The sequence below is a fragment of the Treponema sp. OMZ 840 genome, from assembly GCF_050937815.1.
Classification (GTDB): Bacteria; Spirochaetota; Spirochaetia; order Treponematales; family Treponemataceae; genus Treponema_C.
This window is the reverse complement of record NZ_JACDIJ010000006.1, coordinates 66,105-85,981: the sequence shown is the minus strand read 5'-3', so window position 1 is coordinate 85,981 and position 19,877 is coordinate 66,105. Positions and strand designations below refer to the sequence as shown.

The 19,877-nt window shown below is 45.2% G+C and carries 19 protein-coding genes; 10 read left to right on the top strand and 9 right to left on the bottom strand.

Features of this window, described 5'->3' with window-relative positions:
* Positions 1-6: 6 nt before the first annotated feature.
* The 6 genes from tsaD to H0R92_RS09265 all read left to right on the top strand — a co-directional run bounded on the left by tsaD (position 7) and on the right by H0R92_RS09265 (position 5,487).
* Positions 7-1,026 carry a tRNA (adenosine(37)-N6)-threonylcarbamoyltransferase complex transferase subunit TsaD gene (tsaD, locus tag H0R92_RS09290; RefSeq protein ID WP_432963635.1) on the top strand — a complete coding sequence of 340 codons (1,020 nt, stop codon included), beginning with the start codon at positions 7-9 and terminating at the stop codon, positions 1,024-1,026.
* Positions 1,027-1,077: 51 nt separating this feature from the next.
* Positions 1,078-2,130, top strand: coding sequence for a 3-deoxy-7-phosphoheptulonate synthase (aroF, locus tag H0R92_RS09285; protein ID WP_432963632.1), 1,053 nt, complete (start codon positions 1,078-1,080; stop codon positions 2,128-2,130).
* The gene (locus H0R92_RS09280) at positions 2,127-3,029 is read left to right on the top strand and encodes a prephenate dehydrogenase (protein WP_432963629.1); all 903 of its coding nucleotides are present in this window, start codon (positions 2,127-2,129) and stop codon (positions 3,027-3,029) included. Before aroF ends, H0R92_RS09280 begins: the two co-directional genes overlap by 4 nt.
* A gap of 12 nt (positions 3,030-3,041) precedes the next feature.
* Positions 3,042-3,572 carry an adenine phosphoribosyltransferase gene (locus H0R92_RS09275; protein ID WP_428770582.1) on the top strand — a complete coding sequence of 177 codons (531 nt, stop codon included), beginning with the start codon at positions 3,042-3,044 and terminating at the stop codon, positions 3,570-3,572.
* 114 nt (positions 3,573-3,686) lie between these two features.
* Positions 3,687-4,961: an ATP-binding protein gene (locus H0R92_RS09270; protein ID WP_432963625.1), complete on the top strand. Its 1,275-nt coding sequence runs from the start codon at positions 3,687-3,689 to the stop codon at positions 4,959-4,961.
* Between the two features lie 142 nt (positions 4,962-5,103).
* Positions 5,104-5,487, top strand: coding sequence for a desulfoferrodoxin (locus H0R92_RS09265; RefSeq protein ID WP_432963622.1), 384 nt, complete (start codon positions 5,104-5,106; stop codon positions 5,485-5,487).
* A gap of 162 nt (positions 5,488-5,649) precedes the next feature.
* Here the strand turns inward: H0R92_RS09265 and H0R92_RS09260 are convergent, their stop codons facing one another.
* Genes H0R92_RS09260 through hcp form a run of 4 tightly spaced genes read right to left on the bottom strand, consistent with a single transcriptional unit; the run spans position 5,650 to position 9,463 of the window.
* A complete protein-coding gene (locus tag H0R92_RS09260) occupies positions 5,650-6,339 on the bottom strand; it encodes a DUF2249 domain-containing protein (protein WP_432963619.1) in 690 nt (229 codons plus the stop codon).
* 22 nt (positions 6,340-6,361) lie between these two features.
* Positions 6,362-6,919, bottom strand: coding sequence for a hemerythrin domain-containing protein (locus tag H0R92_RS09255; protein WP_432963616.1), 558 nt, complete (start codon positions 6,917-6,919; stop codon positions 6,362-6,364).
* On the bottom strand, positions 6,906-7,529 hold the full coding sequence (locus H0R92_RS09250) for a hypothetical protein (protein ID WP_432963613.1): 624 nt from the start codon (positions 7,527-7,529) through the stop codon (positions 6,906-6,908). Before H0R92_RS09250 ends, H0R92_RS09255 begins: the two co-directional genes overlap by 14 nt.
* A 56-nt stretch (positions 7,530-7,585) precedes the next feature.
* Positions 7,586-9,463 carry a hydroxylamine reductase gene (hcp, locus tag H0R92_RS09245; protein ID WP_432963610.1) on the bottom strand — a complete coding sequence of 626 codons (1,878 nt, stop codon included), beginning with the start codon at positions 9,461-9,463 and terminating at the stop codon, positions 7,586-7,588.
* Between the two features lie 104 nt (positions 9,464-9,567).
* On the opposite strand from hcp, the gene H0R92_RS09240 reads away from it, so the two are divergent.
* Positions 9,568-10,242, top strand: a complete 675-nt coding sequence (locus tag H0R92_RS09240; protein WP_432963607.1) for a Crp/Fnr family transcriptional regulator — start codon at positions 9,568-9,570, stop codon at positions 10,240-10,242.
* On the opposite strand, the gene H0R92_RS09235 is transcribed toward H0R92_RS09240, so the two are convergent.
* The 3 genes from H0R92_RS09235 to H0R92_RS09225 all read right to left on the bottom strand — a co-directional run bounded on the left by H0R92_RS09235 (position 10,239) and on the right by H0R92_RS09225 (position 12,752).
* Positions 10,239-10,655: a NifB/NifX family molybdenum-iron cluster-binding protein gene (locus tag H0R92_RS09235; protein WP_432963605.1), complete on the bottom strand. Its 417-nt coding sequence runs from the start codon at positions 10,653-10,655 to the stop codon at positions 10,239-10,241. The two genes, H0R92_RS09240 and H0R92_RS09235, sit on opposite strands and share 4 nt — an antisense overlap.
* Positions 10,656-10,667: 12 nt before the next feature.
* Positions 10,668-12,170: a glycine hydroxymethyltransferase gene (locus H0R92_RS09230; RefSeq protein WP_432963603.1), complete on the bottom strand. Its 1,503-nt coding sequence runs from the start codon at positions 12,168-12,170 to the stop codon at positions 10,668-10,670.
* A gap of 165 nt (positions 12,171-12,335) precedes the next feature.
* Entirely contained in the window at positions 12,336-12,752 is a 417-nt protein-coding gene (locus H0R92_RS09225) for a bacteriohemerythrin (RefSeq protein ID WP_432963600.1), read from the bottom strand.
* Positions 12,753-12,848: 96 nt separating this feature from the next.
* On the opposite strand from H0R92_RS09225, the gene H0R92_RS09220 reads away from it, so the two are divergent.
* Positions 12,849-13,760 (top strand): hypothetical protein, encoded by a 912-nt coding sequence (locus H0R92_RS09220; RefSeq protein ID WP_432963597.1) that lies wholly within the window; start codon positions 12,849-12,851, stop codon positions 13,758-13,760.
* A 94-nt stretch (positions 13,761-13,854) separates the two neighbouring features.
* Here H0R92_RS09220 and H0R92_RS09215 read toward each other — a convergent pair whose 3' ends face one another.
* Positions 13,855-15,825, bottom strand: a complete 1,971-nt coding sequence (locus H0R92_RS09215) for a DEAD/DEAH box helicase (protein WP_432963594.1) — start codon at positions 15,823-15,825, stop codon at positions 13,855-13,857.
* 413 nt (positions 15,826-16,238) lie between these two features.
* The gene (locus H0R92_RS09210; protein WP_432963592.1) at positions 16,239-16,721 is read right to left on the bottom strand and encodes a DUF4867 family protein; all 483 of its coding nucleotides are present in this window, start codon (positions 16,719-16,721) and stop codon (positions 16,239-16,241) included.
* 228 nt (positions 16,722-16,949) lie between these two features.
* Between H0R92_RS09210 and H0R92_RS09205 the strand changes: the two genes are divergently transcribed.
* Both H0R92_RS09205 and glnA read left to right on the top strand, forming a co-directional pair.
* A complete protein-coding gene (locus H0R92_RS09205; protein WP_432963589.1) occupies positions 16,950-18,419 on the top strand; it encodes a TrkA-related ion transporter in 1,470 nt (489 codons plus the stop codon).
* 107 nt (positions 18,420-18,526) lie between these two features.
* Positions 18,527-19,858 carry a type I glutamate--ammonia ligase gene (gene glnA, locus H0R92_RS09200; protein ID WP_432963586.1) on the top strand — a complete coding sequence of 444 codons (1,332 nt, stop codon included), beginning with the start codon at positions 18,527-18,529 and terminating at the stop codon, positions 19,856-19,858.
* The last annotated feature ends 19 nt before the right edge of the window (positions 19,859-19,877 follow it).

Sequence of the window (19,877 nt, the reverse complement as noted above, 5' to 3'; positions counted from 1 at the left end):
GCATATATGAAAGTATTGGGTATAGAATCTTCCTGCGACGAAACGTCGGCCGCTATAGTCGAAGACGGGCGGCATATATTAAGCAACGTTGTCGCGACGCAGATTCCTTTTCACGAAATATACAATGGCGTTGTGCCCGAAATTGCAAGCCGCAAACATGCCGAATGGATTTTACCTGTAGTGCGCCGCGCCCTCGATGAAGCAGGCTTACACGTATCCGATATCGATGCGGTCGCCGCAACAAACCGTCCCGGTCTTATGGGCTCTCTTTTGGTCGGCTTGACCTTTGCAAAGACCCTTGCATGGTCGCTTAATAAACCCTTTATTGCGGTAAATCACATGCTCGGCCACTTGTATGCCGCCCATCTTGAGCAGGATATCGAATATCCGTATTTGGGACTTTTGGTTTCGGGCGGCCACAGTATTATTTGCAAGGTATCCGGCTTTGACGACATAGAGGTGCTCGGCACAACGGTTGACGATGCCGCAGGAGAAGCATTCGACAAGGTGGCAAAATTTTACGGTTTCGGTTATCCGGGGGGTGTTATTATAGATAAGCTTGCAAAAAACGGCAACCCTCAGGCGGCTCATTTCCCGCTTCCCTCTCTTCATAAGGGAGACTTTTGCTACGATGTGTCGTATTCGGGTTTAAAAACCGCCGTTATAAATCAAATCGACCGTTTTTGGAATCCCGATTTTGAAAAAACGCCCGAAAATATTGCCGCCTCTTTTCAGGAAACGGCGGTCAAGATTTTATTAAGCCGTCTTTTTAAAGCCGTTGACGATACGGGCTTAAAAACGATTGTCGCAGGCGGCGGCGTTGCCGCCAATTCGCGCCTTCGCGCCCTTCTTGCCGAGCGGAGCGATTTGCGCTGTATTTTTCCTTCTCTTAAATTATGTACCGACAACGGTGCAATGATTGCCGGAGTAGGATACCGCTATCTTGAACGCGGGGATACCAGCCCGTGGAATACCACCGCTTCGGCCAGGGTGAGCGGATTTAAAAAAAGCGCACTGCGTACGTAATGATGAATACGTGCGGTTTTTGTAATTGATTTATATTTCAAGGGGGAGCTTATGATTATCGTTATAAAACCTCGTACAAACGAAAAAGACTTGGACGATTTTCTTGCGTTTTTAAAAACAAAGGGAACCGATGTTCACGTTTCGCGCGGAGAAAATACTACGATTGTAGGGCTCATAGGAGATACTTCGCGTATGAGCGAGGAAACGTTACGCGCTCATGACGTTGTCGCTCAGGTTGTTCGCGTGCAGGAGCCCTATAAGATGGCCAACCGCAAATTCCATCCGGACGATACGGTCATAGAATGCGGTTTGCCGGATTCGGCAGGGGAAGTTTCCCCGCATACGGCATCTTCCCGCCGTTTCGGAGGCGGAGGTTTTGCCGTTATTGCCGGCCCCTGTTCGGTTGAAAGCGAAGCACAGCTTACCTCGATTGCCGAAGAAGTAAAAAAAAGCGGTGCGGGCTTTTTGCGCGGCGGGGCTTTTAAACCGCGTACTTCTCCCTATGCCTTTCAGGGCTTGGGCGCCGAAGGCATCCGGCTTTTGGAAGCCGCAAAAAAAGCGACGGGGCTTCCGATTGTAACCGAACTTATGAATATCAGGCATTTGGACGAATTCCGCGATGTGGATGTGATTCAAGTCGGCGCGCGCAATATGCAAAACTTTGATTTATTAAAAGAGCTGGGCGGCTGCGGCAAACCGATTTTGCTTAAGCGCGGTCTTTCGGCTACGATAAAAGAACTGCTTATGTCCGCCGAATACATTATGGCATCGGGAAACGAGCGCGTTATTTTATGCGAACGCGGTATCCGCACCTTCGATTCGTACACGCGCAATACCCTTGACGTAAGCGCCGTTCCCTACCTTAAAAAAGTAACGCACTTGCCCGTGATTATAGATCCGAGCCACGCATGCGGCATAAACTGGATGGTGCATACCCTGTCGAAAGCCGCCTTTGCCGTAGGGGCGGACGGTGTGATGATTGAAGTGCACAACAACCCTTCATGCGCCCTTTGCGACGGAGAACAGGCCGTTACCCCTTTCGAATTCGATGAAATTATGCAGTCATTAAAAAAATATGCGCAAGCTGAGGGGCGCTCCCTGTGAAAGTATACGGTTTTGTCGGCTTGGGTCTTATGGGCGGTTCTTTAGCAAAGGCTGTGCGCCGTTTCAGCCGCGCTTCATTACCCGATTCCGTAGCCTGTTGTGCCGATGAGGATATTAAAGCGTCGAAGATTTTCGCCTGCGACACAAACGGACAGGTGCTGAATCAAGCCCTTGCCGACGGCACGATAGATGAAGCGTTTACGGCCGAGCAGGCAGGCAATATGCTTGAGAACTGCGATGTTGTGTTTATATGCCTGTATCCCCGTCTTACCGCCGATTTTATATTAAAGCATGAAGCTTCGTTTAAAGCGGGCGCCCTGATAACCGACATAGGCGGCGTAAAAAAAGCGGCGGAAAAACGGATCGGCACATTTAAGCGGCGCGACGTGCATCTTATTTTGGGTCATCCCATGGCCGGAAGCGAAAAAGAAGGTTATGAACATTCGTCCGCCGATATATTTACAGGACGCAATTATATTGTAATAAGTTCTCCTGTGCAGGATAAGTCCGCTTCCGATACTCTGCTGCGCATTATAAAGGCTATGGGGTTCGGCCGCATTATACACACCGACGGGGCAACCCACGACCGTAAAATCGCCTTTACCTCCCAGCTTTGCCATGTTATCGCCTCCGCCCTTGTAGACAGTGCCGAAGATACGGAAATTACCGCATTCGGCGGGGGCAGTTACGAGGATTTAACCCGTATTGCAATGATTAACGCCCCCTTGTGGACGGAACTTTTTTGTGAAAACGATGAAGCTTTACTTTTGCATATCGGACAATTCGAACAATCTCTTGCAAAACTGCGCCTCTTAATCCAAGAGGGCGAAAAGGAAAAACTCTGCGCTTTTTTAAAAAAGATACGGGAAAAGCGTATTGCAATGAGTACGCTAAAATAGTATGATAGCTTTATGGACGTAACGATTCTTGACCGCGCTTTGCGCCGTGTGCCGGATTTTCCGAAGCCGGGTATTTTGTTTTACGATATTACGGGCATTTTGGTAAACCCCGAAGCTTTCCGCTTTTGTATAGACGCGATGGTCGATATATACCGCAATGAAAAAATAGATGCCGTTGCAGGTGTGGAATCGCGGGGCTTTATTTTTGCAGCTCCCTTTGCCGACCGTATGGGAATACCCCTGATTTTGGTCCGTAAAAAAGGCAAGCTTCCCGGCGAAAAATGGTCATGCAGTTATCAGTTGGAATACGGCACCGCCGAAATCGAAATCCATAAAAGCGACATAAAAGAAGGTCAGCGTATTTTGGTTATTGACGATTTAATAGCGACCGGGGGAACCCTGAATGCCGTTAAAACGATATTGGAACAGGCCGGTGCTTCCGTTGCCGAATTTTTCGGCGTGGTCGGGCTGCCCTTTTTAAAACACAGAGAAGTGTTGGCGCCGACTCCCGTGCGTACCCTTATCGATTTTGATTCCGAGTAAAGCGTTTTTTCGGCTGTTTGTGCAGCATTTGAATTTTACAAAACGCCGAAAAAAAACCTTACAAAACGCCGAAAAAAATCTTTACAAAACGCCGAAAAACTGTATAATGTAGGTATGAAATCCTATAAACCCCGCATTGTAGATGAAATGCTGCAAAAAAAGCTTGAAGCTAAGGGGGCGGTATTGATTGAAGGCCCTAAATGGTGCGGTAAAACGACAACCGCCCTTCAAAAAGCCGGCAGTGTTTTAAGGATGGATAATCCGCAAACAAAAGAACAAAACATAAATCTTGCAAAACTCAATCCTCAGCGGCTTTTAAAAGGAGATACGCCGCGCCTCATCGATGAATGGCAAATAGCCCCTGTTTTGTGGGATGCGGTGAGGTACGAAGTCGACACGCGCGGCAAAACGGGGCAGTTTATCCTTACCGGTTCGGCAGTACCGCCCGACACAAAAGAAATAACCCATTCGGGAACCGGAAGGTTTACATGGCTGACAATGAGACCTATGAGTTTGTATGAATCGCTCGAATCGAGCGGTGAAGTCAGCCTTAAAGAATTGTTTGCCGGAAATGTGAATATTGACGGTGAAAACAAACTTTCTATCGAACAGCTGGCTTTTCTTGTCTGCCGCGGCGGCTGGCCTCAATCAGTCGATTTAAAAAGAGAAGCCGCCTTACAGCAAGCTTTCGACTATTATGACGCGGTTGTCAAATCGGACATAAACCGTGCCGACGGCATCAATAAAAATCCCGAGCGCGTAAAAAAAATCATGCAGTCCTATGCAAGAAATCAGGGCAGTCAAGCCGCCTATACGCTAATTGCTCAGGATATAGCGGCAAACGACGTTGAAACCGTTAATGAAGATACCGTACAAACATATATCAGCGCCTTAAAAAAAATATTTGTTGTGGAAGATATGCCCGCATGGAATCCGAATCTCCGCTCAAAGGCCGCAATCAGAACATCGGACACCAGATACTATGTAGACCCGTCCATTGCCGCAGCGAGTTTGGGAATCGGGCCTGAAGACCTTATAAACGATTTAAAAACATTCGGATTGTTTTTTGAAACACTGTGCGTACGCGATTTGCGCGTTTTTGCCGAAAGCCTTGACGGTTCGGTGTATCACTATAGGGATAATGCGAACCTCGAATGCGATACCGTCCTTCATTTAAGAAACGGCTCCTACGGCTTGATTGAAATAAAACTCGGCGGCGATAATTTTATCAATGAAGGGGCGGTCAATCTTTTAAAACTGCGGGATAAAATCGACACCGTAAAAATGAAAGAACCGGCGTTTTTAATGGTTTTAACCGGCGTAGGACAATATGCCTACAAGCGCGAAGACGGTATCCTCGTTGTTCCCATCGGATGTTTAAAAAATTGAAACAGTGAATTGCTCTAAGCGGAAAGTATCTGTCCGGCTTGAAATCTTTTGCACGCCTTCTTTATGTATAGCGTATGTACTGTGACAACCGCACTTTCCCTTTGGCCTTTCATATGTTATACTTACATATATGGAGGCTCATATGTGTAAAGTACGTTTTTTTATTTGTAAACACTGCGGCAATATCGCCGCCCTGGTTCATGACGCCGGAGTTCCCCTTGTGTGCTGCGGTGAAAAAATGGCCGAACTTATTGCCGGAAGCACGGACGCGGCTCAGGAAAAACACGTTCCCGTCGTTGAAGTAAACGGAAACGAAGTAAAGGTAACCGTCGGTTCGGTTGCTCATCCTATGGAAGAAAAACACTTCATTCAGTGGGTGTACTTGCAAACCGAAAAGGGCGCTCAGCGCAAATGCTTAAATCCCGGTGACAAACCCGAAGTTGTTTTTTCGCTTACTGCGGACGATAAACCCGTTGCGGCATACGAATACTGCAACCTTCACGGTTTGTGGAAAAGGGATTTGTAATCCATCGATTTTTAATCCACTGATTTGTATTCCATCGATTTTTAATCCGGAGATTTCCGGATTTTTAAAGATTTAATTGAGGACGAATCGGGGGCTCGCTTCCGCCTAAAAGCAACAGGTTTTTCAGACGGAACCGGCCCCTTTTTTTACGTTCTTTTTACGCTATTGCACCCCGACTTCGGGATTTTTTTCGCCGAATTTTTCGGTTAAGCTGTCCAGTATTTCTTTACGGCTTTTGCCGCGTTTTTCCCCCGCTTTTATCATCTTATACGCTTGAAAAAGCGCTGAAGGCCCTATTTCCGAACTGAAATAACCGATTCCCTGATTCCACGCCAAAAGCTCAAATATATCGTCAAAAACGGCCGTATCGACACCGCATGCATAGGCCTTTATCAATTCACGCGATGCCTGCCTCATACGTCCGGCTCCCGCCGCATTTGTAAGCGATAATAAAAGGCGCATTTCGTAGGGAAGGCTGCGCTTTTTGCTTTTCCATGTTACATTCCAAAAATCGACGGCAATTTTTCCCAAATCCTCATCGATAAGGGGGTAATTTAAAAGAGCAATCGGACGGAAGGGGCCGGTGTCGTCATCACCGGCTATAACTTCGGTACGGTAAAAAAATGCGTGAAATTCATTTTCGGCAATTTCTTCGGTATGATACTCAAACCCCATTTTTTCAAACACCTCATAAAGGGGGTGAGGTTCAAAGCGCTGTATGATAACCAAGCCTTCTCCCGCCTTTAAGGATTCCGCCTTTTTTTTAAGACCGGGGAAAAAATTACCCTGCAGCTGCCGCACGTCGATTTTTTCAAAATCTGCGGTTTTGTCTTTCCAATTTTCGTAACTCATAAAAACCTCCGTTTATTTATTGTCAAGCATATTTTTCCGACAAAGTCCGCAATATGTGCAGATTTGTTTTTTGTATGCCTGCTTGTTCCGCTTTTATTTCAAACAGATGAACTTCTTCATCTATTTTTTGTAAAACATCCTTGCTTAAACCGCGCCGCGCAAAAGCGTATACCACTTCGTTTTCTTTTTCGATATGGCGGGTCAAAAGATCCGACCATTGTGCCGTACGCGCCAAAATATCCAATTTGGTTTCCGTGTCCGGATTTTGTGTATAGCGGTTTAAGGCTTTTTCCAATTCGCTTATATAAAATCTGCCTAAATCGTGTTCGACCAGCATTCCGTGCCTGATAAGCGTTTGTGCGGCGCTTCCCAGTTTTTCCGACATATCGCGAAATAAGATGTCTTCTTCTTTTCCGTGGTGATGACGATCCGCATAGGTTCGGGCAAAATGAATCATGTTTCTAAAGTCGTCTTCGTCAATCGGCTTCCCTTCAAGAATCGCGCAGCATACGGTGCGCATAACCTTAATCACTGCTAAAATATTTTTATGTTCTTCAATCATTAAATCAATGCTGTCCATTGTTCACCTTCCTTGTAATTCGATACGGTTCTCCGTCGTCGTCAAAACGCAGATTGCTGCCGGAAAACATGCCCCGTATCCATGCCGAACGCAGTGCATAATAATCGTTTATATCCGCTCCGGCATTATCCCAGTACTGCCGGTGTACACAACGCGTTCTGCGCCACGCAATAGCACTGCCGCTTTGTTCGGTAATTTCGTTTATGCGGTCGCAGGGCATACCGTCCAAAAATACGGTATTATATATTTTAAAAGCTTCTTCGGGGCTTATACCTTTTTCGAGGGCGTTATGGGTACCGAACGTAAAAGCATGTTGTTTTAAGTCCTCCATACTTACACCCGCTTCCTCTGTCAATAAACGTACCGAAAGAGCAAGTCTGCTTTCAGCCCTGTCAATTCTTTTTTGAATCCAGCCGTGAATGTTTCCCGTATCTATAACCTGTTCCAGAGGTTCACATTCGCTTGGGCCGCAGGATTTTTCAAGGCGGCTGCGGATTTTTTCCCGCATTTTTTCGGATGCCGCCGTTTCAAGCAAGTATATGCAAAAATCCTCCTGCCGGCGAATCTTGTCATACATCATATAATGAATAGGACCTAAAAATGTACTCATAACATACTCCATTATAGGGGCTGCCTTAAAGCCGTCTTTGAGGCAGCCCGATACGTTTATACCGCCGTTTTCCGATTCAGTGCCTTTACCACTGCGTCCGCATCGAGGCCGTGTACGATGCAGGCGTCGGCTAAAGATTCCGCCTGTGCCGAGGGGCAGCCCAAACAATGCATACCGAAAGAAGTTAAAACGGATGCGGCATCGGGGAAAGCGCGCAATATATCGCCTATAAGCATATCGGAGTTTACGCCGACGTTTTTTGCGCTTTGTTTTTCTGTAGTTTTTGACTCATCTTCCTCTTGGGGAAAAAAGAGCTTGAGGTCGTCTTCGACGCTGCCGATTCCGCTTATTCCGAATTGTTCGACCAAAACCTTTGCGACATTCGGACTGAGAAATGCCGGCAGGGTCGGGCCTAGATGAATGTTTTTTACGCCCAAATAAAGCAGGGCCAGCAATACGATAACGGCTTTTTGTTCATACCATGCAATGTTGTATATGATGGGAAGTTTGTTGATATCATCCAAGCCGAACACTTCTTTTAATTTTAAAGCAATTAAAGCTAAAGAGTATGAATCGTTGCATTGACCGGCATCCAAAACGCGGGGAATGCCTTCGATATTGCCGAGCTTTAATTTGTTGTATTTGTACTTTGCACAGCCCGCCGTTAAAATAACCGTGTCGCGGGGCAGCTTTTCGGCAAATTCGGTATAGTAATTGCGCGATTTTGCGCGCCCGTCGCAGCCGCCCATAACGATGAATTTTTTAATAGCGCCGGATTTAACCGCATCTACAACTTTATCCGCCAATGCGAACACTTGATTATGAGCAAAACCTCCGACAATTTCTCCTGTTTCAATTTCTTCAGGAGGATTACAGTGTTTTGCATGTTCTATAATCTGTGAAAAATCTTTTTCTTCACCGACATCGCCTTCAATATGAGGACAGCCGGGGAAGCCCGCCGTTCCGGTCGTGTATAAGCGGTTTTTATAGCTTTCACTCGGAGGAACAATACAGTTTGTGGTCATCAGGATGGGGCCGTTAAAGCTTTGAAACTCTTCTTTTTGCTTCCACCATGCATTACCGTAGTTTCCGACAAAATGCGTATACTTTTTAAACGCGGGATAATAGTGTGCAGGCAGCATTTCCGAGTGAGTATAGACGTCAACGCCGCTTCCTTCGGTTTGTTTAAGAAGCATTTCCATATCGCGTAAATCGTGACCGGAAATAAGGATGCCGGGCCTTGTACCGACGCCGATATTTACCTTGGTGATTTCGGGGTTGCCGTAGGTTTCGGTATTTGCCTTATCCAAGAGGGCCATGCCCGCAACACCGAATTTTCCCGTTTCCAGCGTTAAGGCAATTAAGTCGTTTACACTTAAAGTTTCATCCAATGTTTTTGCAAGAGCGGTTTGAATAAAGGCGTCGGTTTCATCGTCGTAATGCAATAACACGTTTGCATGTTTTGAATAGGCCGCCAATCCTTTTAAACCGTAGGTAATCAATTCCCGCAAACTGCGTACATCTTCATTTTCCTGAGAAAGAACGCCGACTTGTGCCGCTTTTTGTGCGAACGTATTTTTTTCACCGTTCCACAGTGCGGCTTCGGGTAAAGAAGATTTGTCTTTTACTTGGGATAACAAAGCTTTCTTTGTGTCGAGGCTAAGACAAATACGATTTATAATCGCACTGTCGTCGAAGTTTGCATTTGTAATTGTCGTAAAAAGATTTTGCGTAACCAATCGGTTGATTTCGCGCTCTACGCTTGTACCCTCGGAGCGCAGTTTGCTCGTTACGGCCGAAAGTCCTTTTGTTACATAAATCAACAAATCCTGTAAGACGGCGGTTTCGGGTTTTTTCCCGCATACACCCGATTGGGTGCAGCCCTTGCCGCCTGCGGTTTCCTGGCATTGCCAGCAGAACATCTTGTTTTCCATAATCGTCTCCTTATATTCGGGTGTGTCCCCTTGATGTTTCAAGGCTAATATACTATGGTTGTAACGGGAAAGATGTTGTTATAACAACAAAACGGAAAAATTATATGAATTTTTTATTATTGGCAAACACAGGGCTTTTTTCCGGTATCGAATCCGATGAAATAAAAAAGGCGCTTGAATGTTTGGGCTTTGAACAAAGACGGTTTGCAAAGGGCGAAAAAGTATTCCGTGCGGGAAAAATCGTTCAATCCTTTGCCCTGGTATTGTCGGGAAGCGTTATCATCGAAAATACCGATTTTTGGGGAAATACAAGCGTTTTGGATAAAATCGGTGCGGGGCACACCTGCGCGGAAACCTATGCCTTTGCCGAAGGTGAAGCTTTGATGGTGGATGTAACGGCGACGGAGCAAAGCGAAGTCTTGTTTTTAAATGCAAAACGCGTGATGACCGTCTGCTCCCGTGCCTGTTCTTACCACAACAAGCTTATCCGCAATTTGCTTTTTATCTTTGCTCAAAAAAATCTTCATTTGTCGCGGAGGATTTTTCATACATCGTCAAAATCGATACGCGGGCGTCTTATGTCGTATTTATCGCACCGGGCGGCACAATGCGGAAGCGGAACCTTTTGCGTACCCTTTAACCGGCAGGAACTTGCCGATTATTTAAGCGTGGACAGAAGCGCTTTGTCGAACGAATTGAGTAAAATGCAAAAAGAGGGCTTGCTTACAACCGAAAAAAATCGGTTTTGTTTGAACGCTGAAAAAATGCGGGATTTTTAAAGCAAACAAGAGCCGCTTGAACAGGTATGTTCGTGCGAGCAATTGTGTCCGCTTGAACCGGAACCGTTGTGTTCCGACTCGTGGTGCGAACAGCTTACATCGGGATTGTATTGCAAAGTACCCGATACGAATTCGGCCGCGCGTTTGTCGGCATTGCCGCTTACTCCGCCGTATACTTTAATGCCGGCTTCTGCCAGCGCGGTTTTTGCACCGCTTCCGATACCGCCGCAAATAAGGGCTTCAACGCCTTTTTCCTTTAAGAATCCGGCTAAGGCACCGTGTCCGCTGCCGTTTGTCGGAACCTCTTCGGAAGATACAACCCGGTTGTTTTCAATCGAGTATATTTTAAAGGCTTTTGAATGACCGAAGTGCTGAAACACTTCCCCGTTTTGCAGCGTAATCGCAAGTTTCATGTTTACTCACTCCTATATGTAAAAATGTTTTTTCAAAAAATCCAAATCCAGTTCGGGGTAGAGGACAAAGCGTCCCAAAAGTTCGGCTACGCGGTTTTGCACTTCGGTCTTTGCCGTGCTGTCGAGTACAACCTTGCCCTTTGTCGGCTTGCCGTCTTTGGTTAAGCCGGGTTTTGAAGCCTTTAAGGCGGCATCGAGAATTGCGGCTATTTCGCTCATTTCGGCAGTTCCCATACCCAACGTTGTAACGGCGGGAGTACCCACCCTGATACCGCTTGTCCACCAGGGGCCCTGCGGGTCAAAAGGCAGGGTATTGCGGTTAAGCGTAACGCCGCATTCAAATAATGCGTTTTCCGCCTGCCGTCCGGTAAGACCGTAGGGAGCAACGTCTATAAGTAAAAGGTGATTATCCGTGCCGCCGGTTTGTACCTTCATGCCGAGTTTTATACAGGCATCGGCTAAGGCGCGGGCATTATCGCGCACATTACGGGCATAGGTTTTATATGAATCGCTTGCAGCTTCCTTAAATGCGATTGCCTTTGCCGCCATAATGTGGGGAAGCGGGCCTCCCAAAACGAGGGGACAGCCCTTGTTTACAGCCTCGGCAAACTCGGCCTTGCATAAAATCAGGGCGCCGCGCGGGCCGCGCAGGGTTTTGTGAGTAGTCGTCGTTACGATGTCGGCCCAAGAAACGGGGTCGTTATCGCCCGTAAATACCTTTCCCGCAACAAGGCCCGCAAAGTGAGCCATATCGACCATAAAGACGGCGCCGCATTTGTCGGCGATTTCTCTAAAACGGCGGAAGTTTATCGCGCGCGGATAGGCGGAATAGCCTGCAAGCAGGATAAGCGGTTTTATTTCCATCGCCTGTTTTTCGATTTCGTCGTAATCCAAAAGGCCGGTTTCTTTGTTTACCGTGTACGAATAGGTTTTGAACATGCGCGCCGAAATATTTTGGCGGTAGCCGTGCGTTAAGTGTCCGCCCGAATAATAGTCGAGCCCCAATAAACGCTGATTGCCGAGTTTTTCGCGCAAAGCGGCCCACTGCTCATCGCTTATATTCGATACGTTGGTTTCGCCGAGTTCGGCAAGGGAAGGCATTTCGATTTTATGATTTAAAATCGCCCAATAGGCGACAAGGTTTGCATCGGCTCCCGAATGAGGCTGTACATAGGCGTGGTCGGCACCGAAAAGGCGGCGGGCTTCTTCGGCGGCAGTGCTTTCGACCGCATCCACATTGTCGCAGCCGCCGTAATAGCGGTGTTCAGGATAACCTTCCGCGTATTTATCGGTGAGGAGGTTGCCCATTGCCGCCTGAGTATTCAGCGAACAATAGTTTTCGCTTGCGATAAGTTTTAGATGGGAGCGCTGGGCTTCCAATTCTTTAACGACAGAGGCGGCTATAGCCGGGTTTACTTCGGCCGTAAGCTGTAATTGGGCGACATAGGCTGTCATAGCCGCATTTTGCTTGTCTGCGGGCGTCTTTGTAAGATATTCCTGTAAGGGCGATGCCATGTAAATCTCCTTGCGATAAAAAGTACGGGGTTAAAAAATAAAGCTTAGGCGGATTTACCGCAAAAGCGCTGTTGTCCTAAAATTCGGTTTTCGGACAATGCTTGATGTTTATAGATTAGCCGATTTACCGGATAAATGCAAGAAGCGGGGAAAACGGGGGTGCCGTCATTTTTTTGAATGTATATAGTCGGCCCACTGATGATCCGCCACCGCAATATGGTCAAGAAGCCAATCGCCTAAAAAATTTGAAAACTCCGCTCCCTTTTGCAGGTTTCCTGAAAGTAAAATAGGCAAATGCGTTTTAAGCTTATTGATAAAAGAAGTATGAATCTCCCGATGTGCTTCATAACCGGGATAATCATAGATTTTCATAAACTTTTCTTCTTCGGCAAAATGATATTCCGTATAATCGGAAAGATTTTTTATAATTTTACCGATTTGTATCTTGTATTCGGCTTCACCGAGCATCAAAATATCTTTAAATTTATTAAGAATAAGCAAAAGTTTTTTATGATGTAAATCTATTTCCTCAAAACCGATACTTAAATCATCCGTCCATTGAAATATTTTATTTTCACTCATGGGCGAAGTATACGGAGCTTTTAAAAGTATGTCAACAGATAATAAAAATGTTTATTTTCTCTTGTTCATTCTCCGTTTTTCGGCTACAATAAAGCTATGGTAAAGGCCGACAGTGCCCGGCACAACAAAGAAAAAAGTACTTCCATACGGCCTCTTTCATCATTCGGTATTTTACTCCCCTATTGTATTATTCCCTTCGGAAAAAAAAGCTCACAAGCCTTACATGTATTTTTAAAAACGGTACTTTCGGACTTTTTTGCACTTCAGTTTTCGGTAAAATTCGGGTTTAAGAAAATACCGATTATCCGCATAGATCACCCCTTGGACAAGATAATTCCCTTTGATCCGTCAAAGGTGCATACGTATTTGGATTTTACCGACTTTTGGATACGGCCCATGACCCTCTTGTTTAAACGGGTTGGCATAAAAAAGGCCCTGCCCTATTGTACGCAATATATCCGTTTAATTGAAACGGCCTATGCCGAGGCGGCTTTTATATACCGCTTCCGCATGACTACAACAATACGCCCCGCATATAAAAAAGACAGAGCATTCCGCATGATTCACCGTTTGGATCCGCATTTATTGTGCATACCGAGTTTGCACGTAGCGGTTGTTGTTCTTACACGTACATATTACGAACAGGCTTTTAAGGAACTTGGCTTCAGCGAAGAGGAATGCAGAGTATACGGCGAAGAATTGCGCGAAGGGGCGCGTAAAATTATCGAAAGCGTTTTATATATAAAACAACACAGTGTAAACTGTATTCCCGCAGCCTTGTATATGATGCTTTCTTTACTAAAAGGAAGTTTTACGATACCTGCGGGGGTGGAAATTATCAACAGTTTATTCTGCGATGCGCAGGACATAAGCGAAGACGACAAAAAAGCCGTACGTACCCACATCCACTTTATGTTCGAGCGCCTTCTTTTGGAAGGCTGCTGCGAAGACGATTGGACGGTTCCCGTCAAACATTGGCTGAGTAATTTTGCGCCGATTGTATATTAAAAATCGAAGGTTTAAAACGGGTGTCTAACATAGCGCCGCCCGTTTTAACTTGAGTTTTGCCTCTTGAGAAAAGATATGAGCGGCTAAACTCAAATTATTTACGGTGCGTCTTTTTATACAATGAGGCGGCGTTTTTTTCGTAAAAGGGCGCGTTTTTGCCGCGTTTAAACGAAGAACCTTTAGCACCGCCTTTTTTTGAAAAACCGTCATCTTCGGCAAAGCCGCCTTCTTTTACGTCGATATGCATATGAGGCAAAGTCTTATCTCGGCGGGAGCGTTCCAAGGCATCGCGGCCTGCCTGTACGGGCAGGCTCACCAAGGAAAAGGCGGCACTTACGTCTATACGGTCAACCAGACGCTGCGGAATATTCAACAAACCGCTGAAATATTCGGCTATTTCGCGCGCGTTAAAGCCGTCTTTTCGGCCTAAGCCGACATAAAGCCGTATTTGATCCGAGCGTCCGCCGAACGCACCTGCGGATACCGATTTTCCGCCGGAGAATTTACCCCCGCGTGCGGCAGTTCCGCGTGCCGCACTTCCCCGTGCCGGAGGTTTGTACGCCGTAACCGTTCCGTAGCGTTCGGGATCCAATTCGGCACCCAGCACGCTTTCCAAAACGGCGGCAAGCACATCTTCGGCATTGCGGTTTGTGCATAAATCCTGCGCCATTGCGGCAAAAAGCCTGTCCGCAGGGCATCGTTTAAAATTGATGGCGGACACTGCTTTGTCGCCTCCGTTATCAACGGCAGTATCGCTTCCGTTATCGGCGGCATCGAATGCGTCTTCGCCGGCGATTTCGGCTTCAGTAGAGGTAACGGCCTGCTCCCGTTCTTGCGGAAACGCCTCCGGGGTTTGAGGAACGGCCAGTACCGCCTCGGATTCTTTTAATTCGGTAAAGAGGCGAAGGCGTTTTGCGTTCAGCACTTCACGGACGGAAGGAACGGATGCTTCACGCATTTCGCCCTTTATCGCCTTTCGCACGGACTGTTTTAAAAATTCCAGTCTGCGCCGTTCTTCAGGTTTCACCAATGTAAAGGCCAATCCTTTTGCGCCTGCCCTTCCCGTACGTCCTATGCGGTGAACGTAGGTGGGGCCGTCAAAAGGCAGCGCGTAATTTACAACGTGAGTAAGCCCTTCGATATCAATTCCCCTCGCGGCAACATCGGTTGCAACGAGGATTCTTGTTTTCTTTGACCGAAAGCGGGATAAAATCTTTTCCCGCTGAGCTTGGGGAATATCCCCGTGCAATGCGGCAGCTTCATAGCCGCGCTCATCCAAAAGTTTGGAAACCGAATCGGCATCCGCCTTTGTCTGCGTAAACACCAAACCGTAAAAATCGGGCGAAATATCAATCATCCGCACAAGGGCTTCGATTTTTTCGCTTTCACGCACAAACCAGTAGATTTGCTCGGTTAAAAGCGGCTCTTCCGGTCCCGTTTCTTCTTCGACGATTTCGTAATCGCCCATAAAGGCGGCCGCTATTTTCAAAATAGGAGGCGGCATGGTGGCCGAAAACAGCAAAATGCGGCTTTCGGGGTTTGCCTTTGAAAATATAAATTCAATGTCTTCGATAAAGCCCATATCGAGCATTTCGTCGGCTTCGTCCAAAACAAAGTAATCGATGTGTTCAAGTTTTAAAGACCCGCGCTCGATGTGGTCTTTTATGCGCCCGGGCGTTCCGACGACGATTTCGCAGCCGTTTCGTAATGCGCGCCGCTGCTCACCCATAAATTGGCCGCCGTACACGGGCGTAAGACGGGGAAAGCCGCCCTTGGTAAAAGACTCGATTTCTTTACACACTTGCAGGGCAAGTTCGCGCGTCGGGGTTAATACCAAGGCTTGAACGCGCCCCTTATCTTCGCGGATTGTCTGCACAAGGGGAAGACCGAAGGCTGCGGTTTTTCCCGTTCCGGTACGCGCCTTTGCAATTACATTGGCGTCCCCGTTTAATAAACGCGGAATCGCTAAAATCTGAATGGGTGTCGGGGATTCAAAGCCCTTGGCTTCCACGGCGGCAAGGGTCAATTCATCAAGACCCAAGTCCTCAAAAGAGATGGTTTCCATATGTCGTTTCCTTTAAGCAAGTCCTTTCGGCCGTGTAACCTCTCCGCCTCATCCGGGGCGGGAACTCCGAAAACCGGGGGCTATTAGTCGGCTTGTCCAAAAAGTCGCTCACTTTTTCAAACAGCCTTTAACACAATGATTGTGTTATAACACTAACCCGATTTTTTCAAAACTCTGCTTTTCAGGAAAATTCCGAATACGGCTCTCAGACGTGCATCTGTTTTAAATATACCTCAAAACCGGCAAAAGGTCAAGCGTTTATTGACATATTGTTGAAAATAGTGCGGTTTGGCACAAAGGAAATGCCCAGGTAAGCATATTCCTTATTATAAGGCAGTAATCATAAAAAAAGACAAGATTGACTTTGTCATATTTGCCTGCACGTTTTCCATACCTTTTTACTCTTTTTATTTTTACAGAACAATCTCCATACGGTCTTTTTCTTCATACTCAAAGACACAGCAATCATTCATATAGGTGCGTTCGGGCAGCACAATTAAAACACGGCCTTCATCTTTTTCGATGGAAAAGGGAGCATAATGATACACACCCGTATTAAAACGCACAATTGTTCCTTTTCGGACAATAAATGCTTCGGTTTTTTCGGGAACTAAAACATTACTCGCAGGGGCGACATGGATAACCACATCGGTATCCAAAGGCAAAAAAATCTCTCCGGTGTAATTGTGATACTCGACCACATGAATAAGCATTTGTTTAGGCTTATGAACTATCAAAGGAGAAAAAGCGAGAGGCAGCGTCGTTTTAGCCGGCTCAAGCAGTCTGTCCGGATAAAAATCGCCCAAACAGTAACCATGCGGATTAAGAAGATCCGTAAAACTTCCATATAAACCGAAGTTTTCGGCAGAAATTTCTTTTGCCTTAATTTTTCTCATTGCATAACTCCTTTAGCCTATTTTACAGGTATAGCTTTGTGCGTGTTATTATTTTGTTATAAAACTTTACACCTTTTTTTTCAAGAGTGCTTGCACCCCCGAAAATTCCTTGTAAAAAATAAAAACCTTTTTTTATTTTTTATACTTGTTATCAATTACAGAAAAAAAACTTGCGTGTTTTAATAAAATAACATATAATTTAAATACAACTATAAGGGCTGCTTACCGGTGGATAGAACTGCGAAAACAAAACAAAAGGGCATAAAAGGTTTTTTATATTGGTGGCTTGAAAGCCGATATAACTCCAAACAGATATATGTAGATATTACAATATTAGTAATAATCGCTTTATCCGTTTTCTTGACAGTGTTCCAATTGTATCGTCAGGATACAAATATTCCCGTATGGATATTTAAACTTGAAAACGGCATTACCGTATTTTTTATTATAGAATATATAATCAGGTTTTATATTTCAACGGATTTTATTGAAGACATAAAAGCACATAATTTTTTTCACGCTGTAATACATAAATGTTCATGGATTTTTTCATTTTCGGCTTTGTTGGATTTAATAGCGCTTTTTCCGCTTATACGTTTTTTACGGATATTCAGAGCATTCAGATTTTTCCGTTTTATTAAAGTTTTAAGGTTTTTACGAATATTTAAATTAAAAAGGCTTTTTTCTCATATTTCAATATTGATAAAAAGTTTAAAAGAATCTTATTTTTCATTTTTTACCTTACTCGGCGGAACCTTTTTGATAATAATTGTAAACTCCGTCGGGCTGTTTTGGGCGGAATCCCAAGTAAATCCCAACACCTCTTTAGGGCCGCATATCATTTTTATGTTGGAACTTATTGGTTTGGTCGACAGTTCTCCCGAAACATTTATGGGAAAATTTTTTACGTTTCTTACGCTATTTGCAAATATTGCCTTTATAAGCTTTTTTATCTCGATTATATCATCAAAGATGGGAGAAATTATGGAAAATATAAAAAAAGGAAAAGTAGGTTATTTGGATATTAAAGATCATATAGTCCTATGCGGTTATACCAATTCATCAAAAAAAGTAATAGAAGAGTTACTTAATAATAAAAAATTCTGCTCAAAAAGAATAGTGTTAGTTACCGAATCCGAGAATCCGGATATTAGCGGTATTATTTATGTACACGGAGATTATTCCGATATCGATGTATTGAAACAAGTAAATATACGGGAAGCAGTTCTTGCCGTCATTTTTTCGGAACAAAAAGAACATGAAACCGTCAAAAATGTAGATATGCGAACCGTTTTAACGGTTTACAATATTGAACAGGAAAATCCGGACATACATACAATCGCCGAAATAATCAATGAAAAGAATTCCGAAATTATAAAAGAAAAGATAAAGGGTGATGAAATCATTTTTAAAGAAACTATAGACGCTCATTTAATCGTAAATTGCATAAGACATCCTTATATTTCTCCGATGATGTATGACTTGCTTAATTTAAAGGGACGCGTTTTAAAGGAAGAAAAGCCGGAATATTTCGGTTTCAAAGGCTCCGTTACTTTTAAGGAATTGAAAAAGCATCAAATCGAATCCGACATAGTTATCATCGGTTACATCAATTCGAAAAATGAACCGTACCTTGCCCCCGAGAATTCCACTATTATTACACAAGCAGACAGAATAATTTACATAGAAGCAGAATAAAATGATCCCAAATATAAGCGTCGTGCAGTCGGGTTTTTAAGATTTTTCCGCTTGCAAGAGGTTTTTCCTTTTGATATAATGCGCTATCCAAGCCCAAGGGGAAAATCGTGGATTCTCTTACCGCACAAGACATTATCCGTCACGCAAAAGACCGGCGTATCCGTTTTATAAGGCTTCAGTTTACCGATATTCTCGGCTCGCTGAAAAATGTTGCCATCACCGTCAGCCAATTGGAAAAAGCGCTGAACAATCAATGTATGTTCGACGGCTCGTCTATTGAAGGATTTGTCCGTATTGAAGAATCGGATATGTATTTGTATCCGGACATTACGAGTTACACGCATTTCCCGTGGCGGCCGGCGCCCGAGGGTGTTGCGCGCCTTATCTGCGATGTATATACAACAAAAGGTCTTCCTTTTGAAGGCTGTCCGCGCCGTGTTCTGCGCAAAGTTCTCGATGAGGCAGCTTCCCTGGGCTATACCTTTAATGTCGGGCCCGAATGCGAGTTTTTTTTGTTCCGCACAAATAAAAAAGGAAAGCCCACCCTAAAAACCTTTGACGATGCCGGCTATTTCGATATCGGCCCCATAGATCCGGGTGAAGATGTGCGGCGCGACATCGTATTGAATCTGGAAGAAATGGGCTTTGAAATAGAAGCTTCGCATCACGAATGCGCTCCCGGACAGCATGAAATCGACTTTAAATACGGCGGAGCGCTCGAAACGGCCGACCGTGTAATGACTTTTAAACTTGCCGTCAAAACCATTGCACGCAAACACGGTCTTCACGCAACTTTTATGCCCAAACCCGTTTTCGGAGTTGCCGGAAGCGGTATGCATATAAATCTTTCAATGTCAAAAAACGGTACAAACGTATTTTACAATCCCGACGACTGTAACGGGTTAAGCTGCGAAGCCTACAGTTTTATGGCCGGTATTATGGCGCACATAAAAGGAATGACAGCCGTATTAAATCCGCTGGTAAATTCTTACAAACGACTCGTACCCGGGCAGGAAGCTCCCGTACATATAGCTTGGTCGGCACAAAACAGAAGCCCGCTTATCCGCATTCCCTCTTCGCGCGGTAATTCAACCCGCATAGAACTGCGCTCTCCCGACCCTTCGGCAAATCCCTATCTTGCCCTCGCCGTTATTTTGGCCGCAGGACTTGAAGGAATCAAAAATAATCTTAAACCTCCCAAAGCGGTCAACGGTAACGTATACAAAATGACAAAGGCGGAGCGGGAACAATGCTGCGTTGAAAGTCTACCCGATTCTTTGGAAAAAGCTTTGGCGGAGCTCGAAAAAGATACCTTTGTTTTAGATGTTCTCGGACAGCACATAAGCGAAAAATACATCAAGGCTAAAAAACTTGAATGCCGCGAATACAATACGCGCGTCAGTCAATGGGAAATCGACCGTTATTTAATGCAATACTGATTTTTTTATTTTTTTTGCA

What these genes read in the sequence shown, in the direction of transcription:
- tsaD (WP_432963635.1), top strand. Translation starts at nt 7, where the DNA reads ATGAAAGTATTGGGTATAGAATCTTCCTGCGACGAAACGTCGGCCGCT.
- aroF (WP_432963632.1), top strand. Translation starts at nt 1,078, where the DNA reads ATGATTATCGTTATAAAACCTCGTACAAACGAAAAAGACTTGGACGAT.
- H0R92_RS09275 (WP_428770582.1), top strand. Translation starts at nt 3,042, where the DNA reads ATGGACGTAACGATTCTTGACCGCGCTTTGCGCCGTGTGCCGGATTTT.
- H0R92_RS09270 (WP_432963625.1), top strand. Translation starts at nt 3,687, where the DNA reads ATGAAATCCTATAAACCCCGCATTGTAGATGAAATGCTGCAAAAAAAG.
- H0R92_RS09265 (WP_432963622.1), top strand. Translation starts at nt 5,104, where the DNA reads ATGTGTAAAGTACGTTTTTTTATTTGTAAACACTGCGGCAATATCGCC.
- H0R92_RS09260 (WP_432963619.1), bottom strand. Translation starts at nt 6,339, where the DNA reads ATGAGTTACGAAAATTGGAAAGACAAAACCGCAGATTTTGAAAAAATC.
- H0R92_RS09255 (WP_432963616.1), bottom strand. Translation starts at nt 6,919, where the DNA reads ATGGACAGCATTGATTTAATGATTGAAGAACATAAAAATATTTTAGCA.
- H0R92_RS09250 (WP_432963613.1), bottom strand. Translation starts at nt 7,529, where the DNA reads ATGAGTACATTTTTAGGTCCTATTCATTATATGATGTATGACAAGATT.
- hcp (WP_432963610.1), bottom strand. Translation starts at nt 9,463, where the DNA reads ATGGAAAACAAGATGTTCTGCTGGCAATGCCAGGAAACCGCAGGCGGC.
- H0R92_RS09240 (WP_432963607.1), top strand. Translation starts at nt 9,568, where the DNA reads ATGAATTTTTTATTATTGGCAAACACAGGGCTTTTTTCCGGTATCGAA.
- H0R92_RS09235 (WP_432963605.1), bottom strand. Translation starts at nt 10,655, where the DNA reads ATGAAACTTGCGATTACGCTGCAAAACGGGGAAGTGTTTCAGCACTTC.
- H0R92_RS09230 (WP_432963603.1), bottom strand. Translation starts at nt 12,170, where the DNA reads ATGGCATCGCCCTTACAGGAATATCTTACAAAGACGCCCGCAGACAAG.
- H0R92_RS09225 (WP_432963600.1), bottom strand. Translation starts at nt 12,752, where the DNA reads ATGAGTGAAAATAAAATATTTCAATGGACGGATGATTTAAGTATCGGT.
- H0R92_RS09220 (WP_432963597.1), top strand. Translation starts at nt 12,849, where the DNA reads ATGGTAAAGGCCGACAGTGCCCGGCACAACAAAGAAAAAAGTACTTCC.
- H0R92_RS09215 (WP_432963594.1), bottom strand. Translation starts at nt 15,825, where the DNA reads ATGGAAACCATCTCTTTTGAGGACTTGGGTCTTGATGAATTGACCCTT.
- H0R92_RS09210 (WP_432963592.1), bottom strand. Translation starts at nt 16,721, where the DNA reads ATGAGAAAAATTAAGGCAAAAGAAATTTCTGCCGAAAACTTCGGTTTA.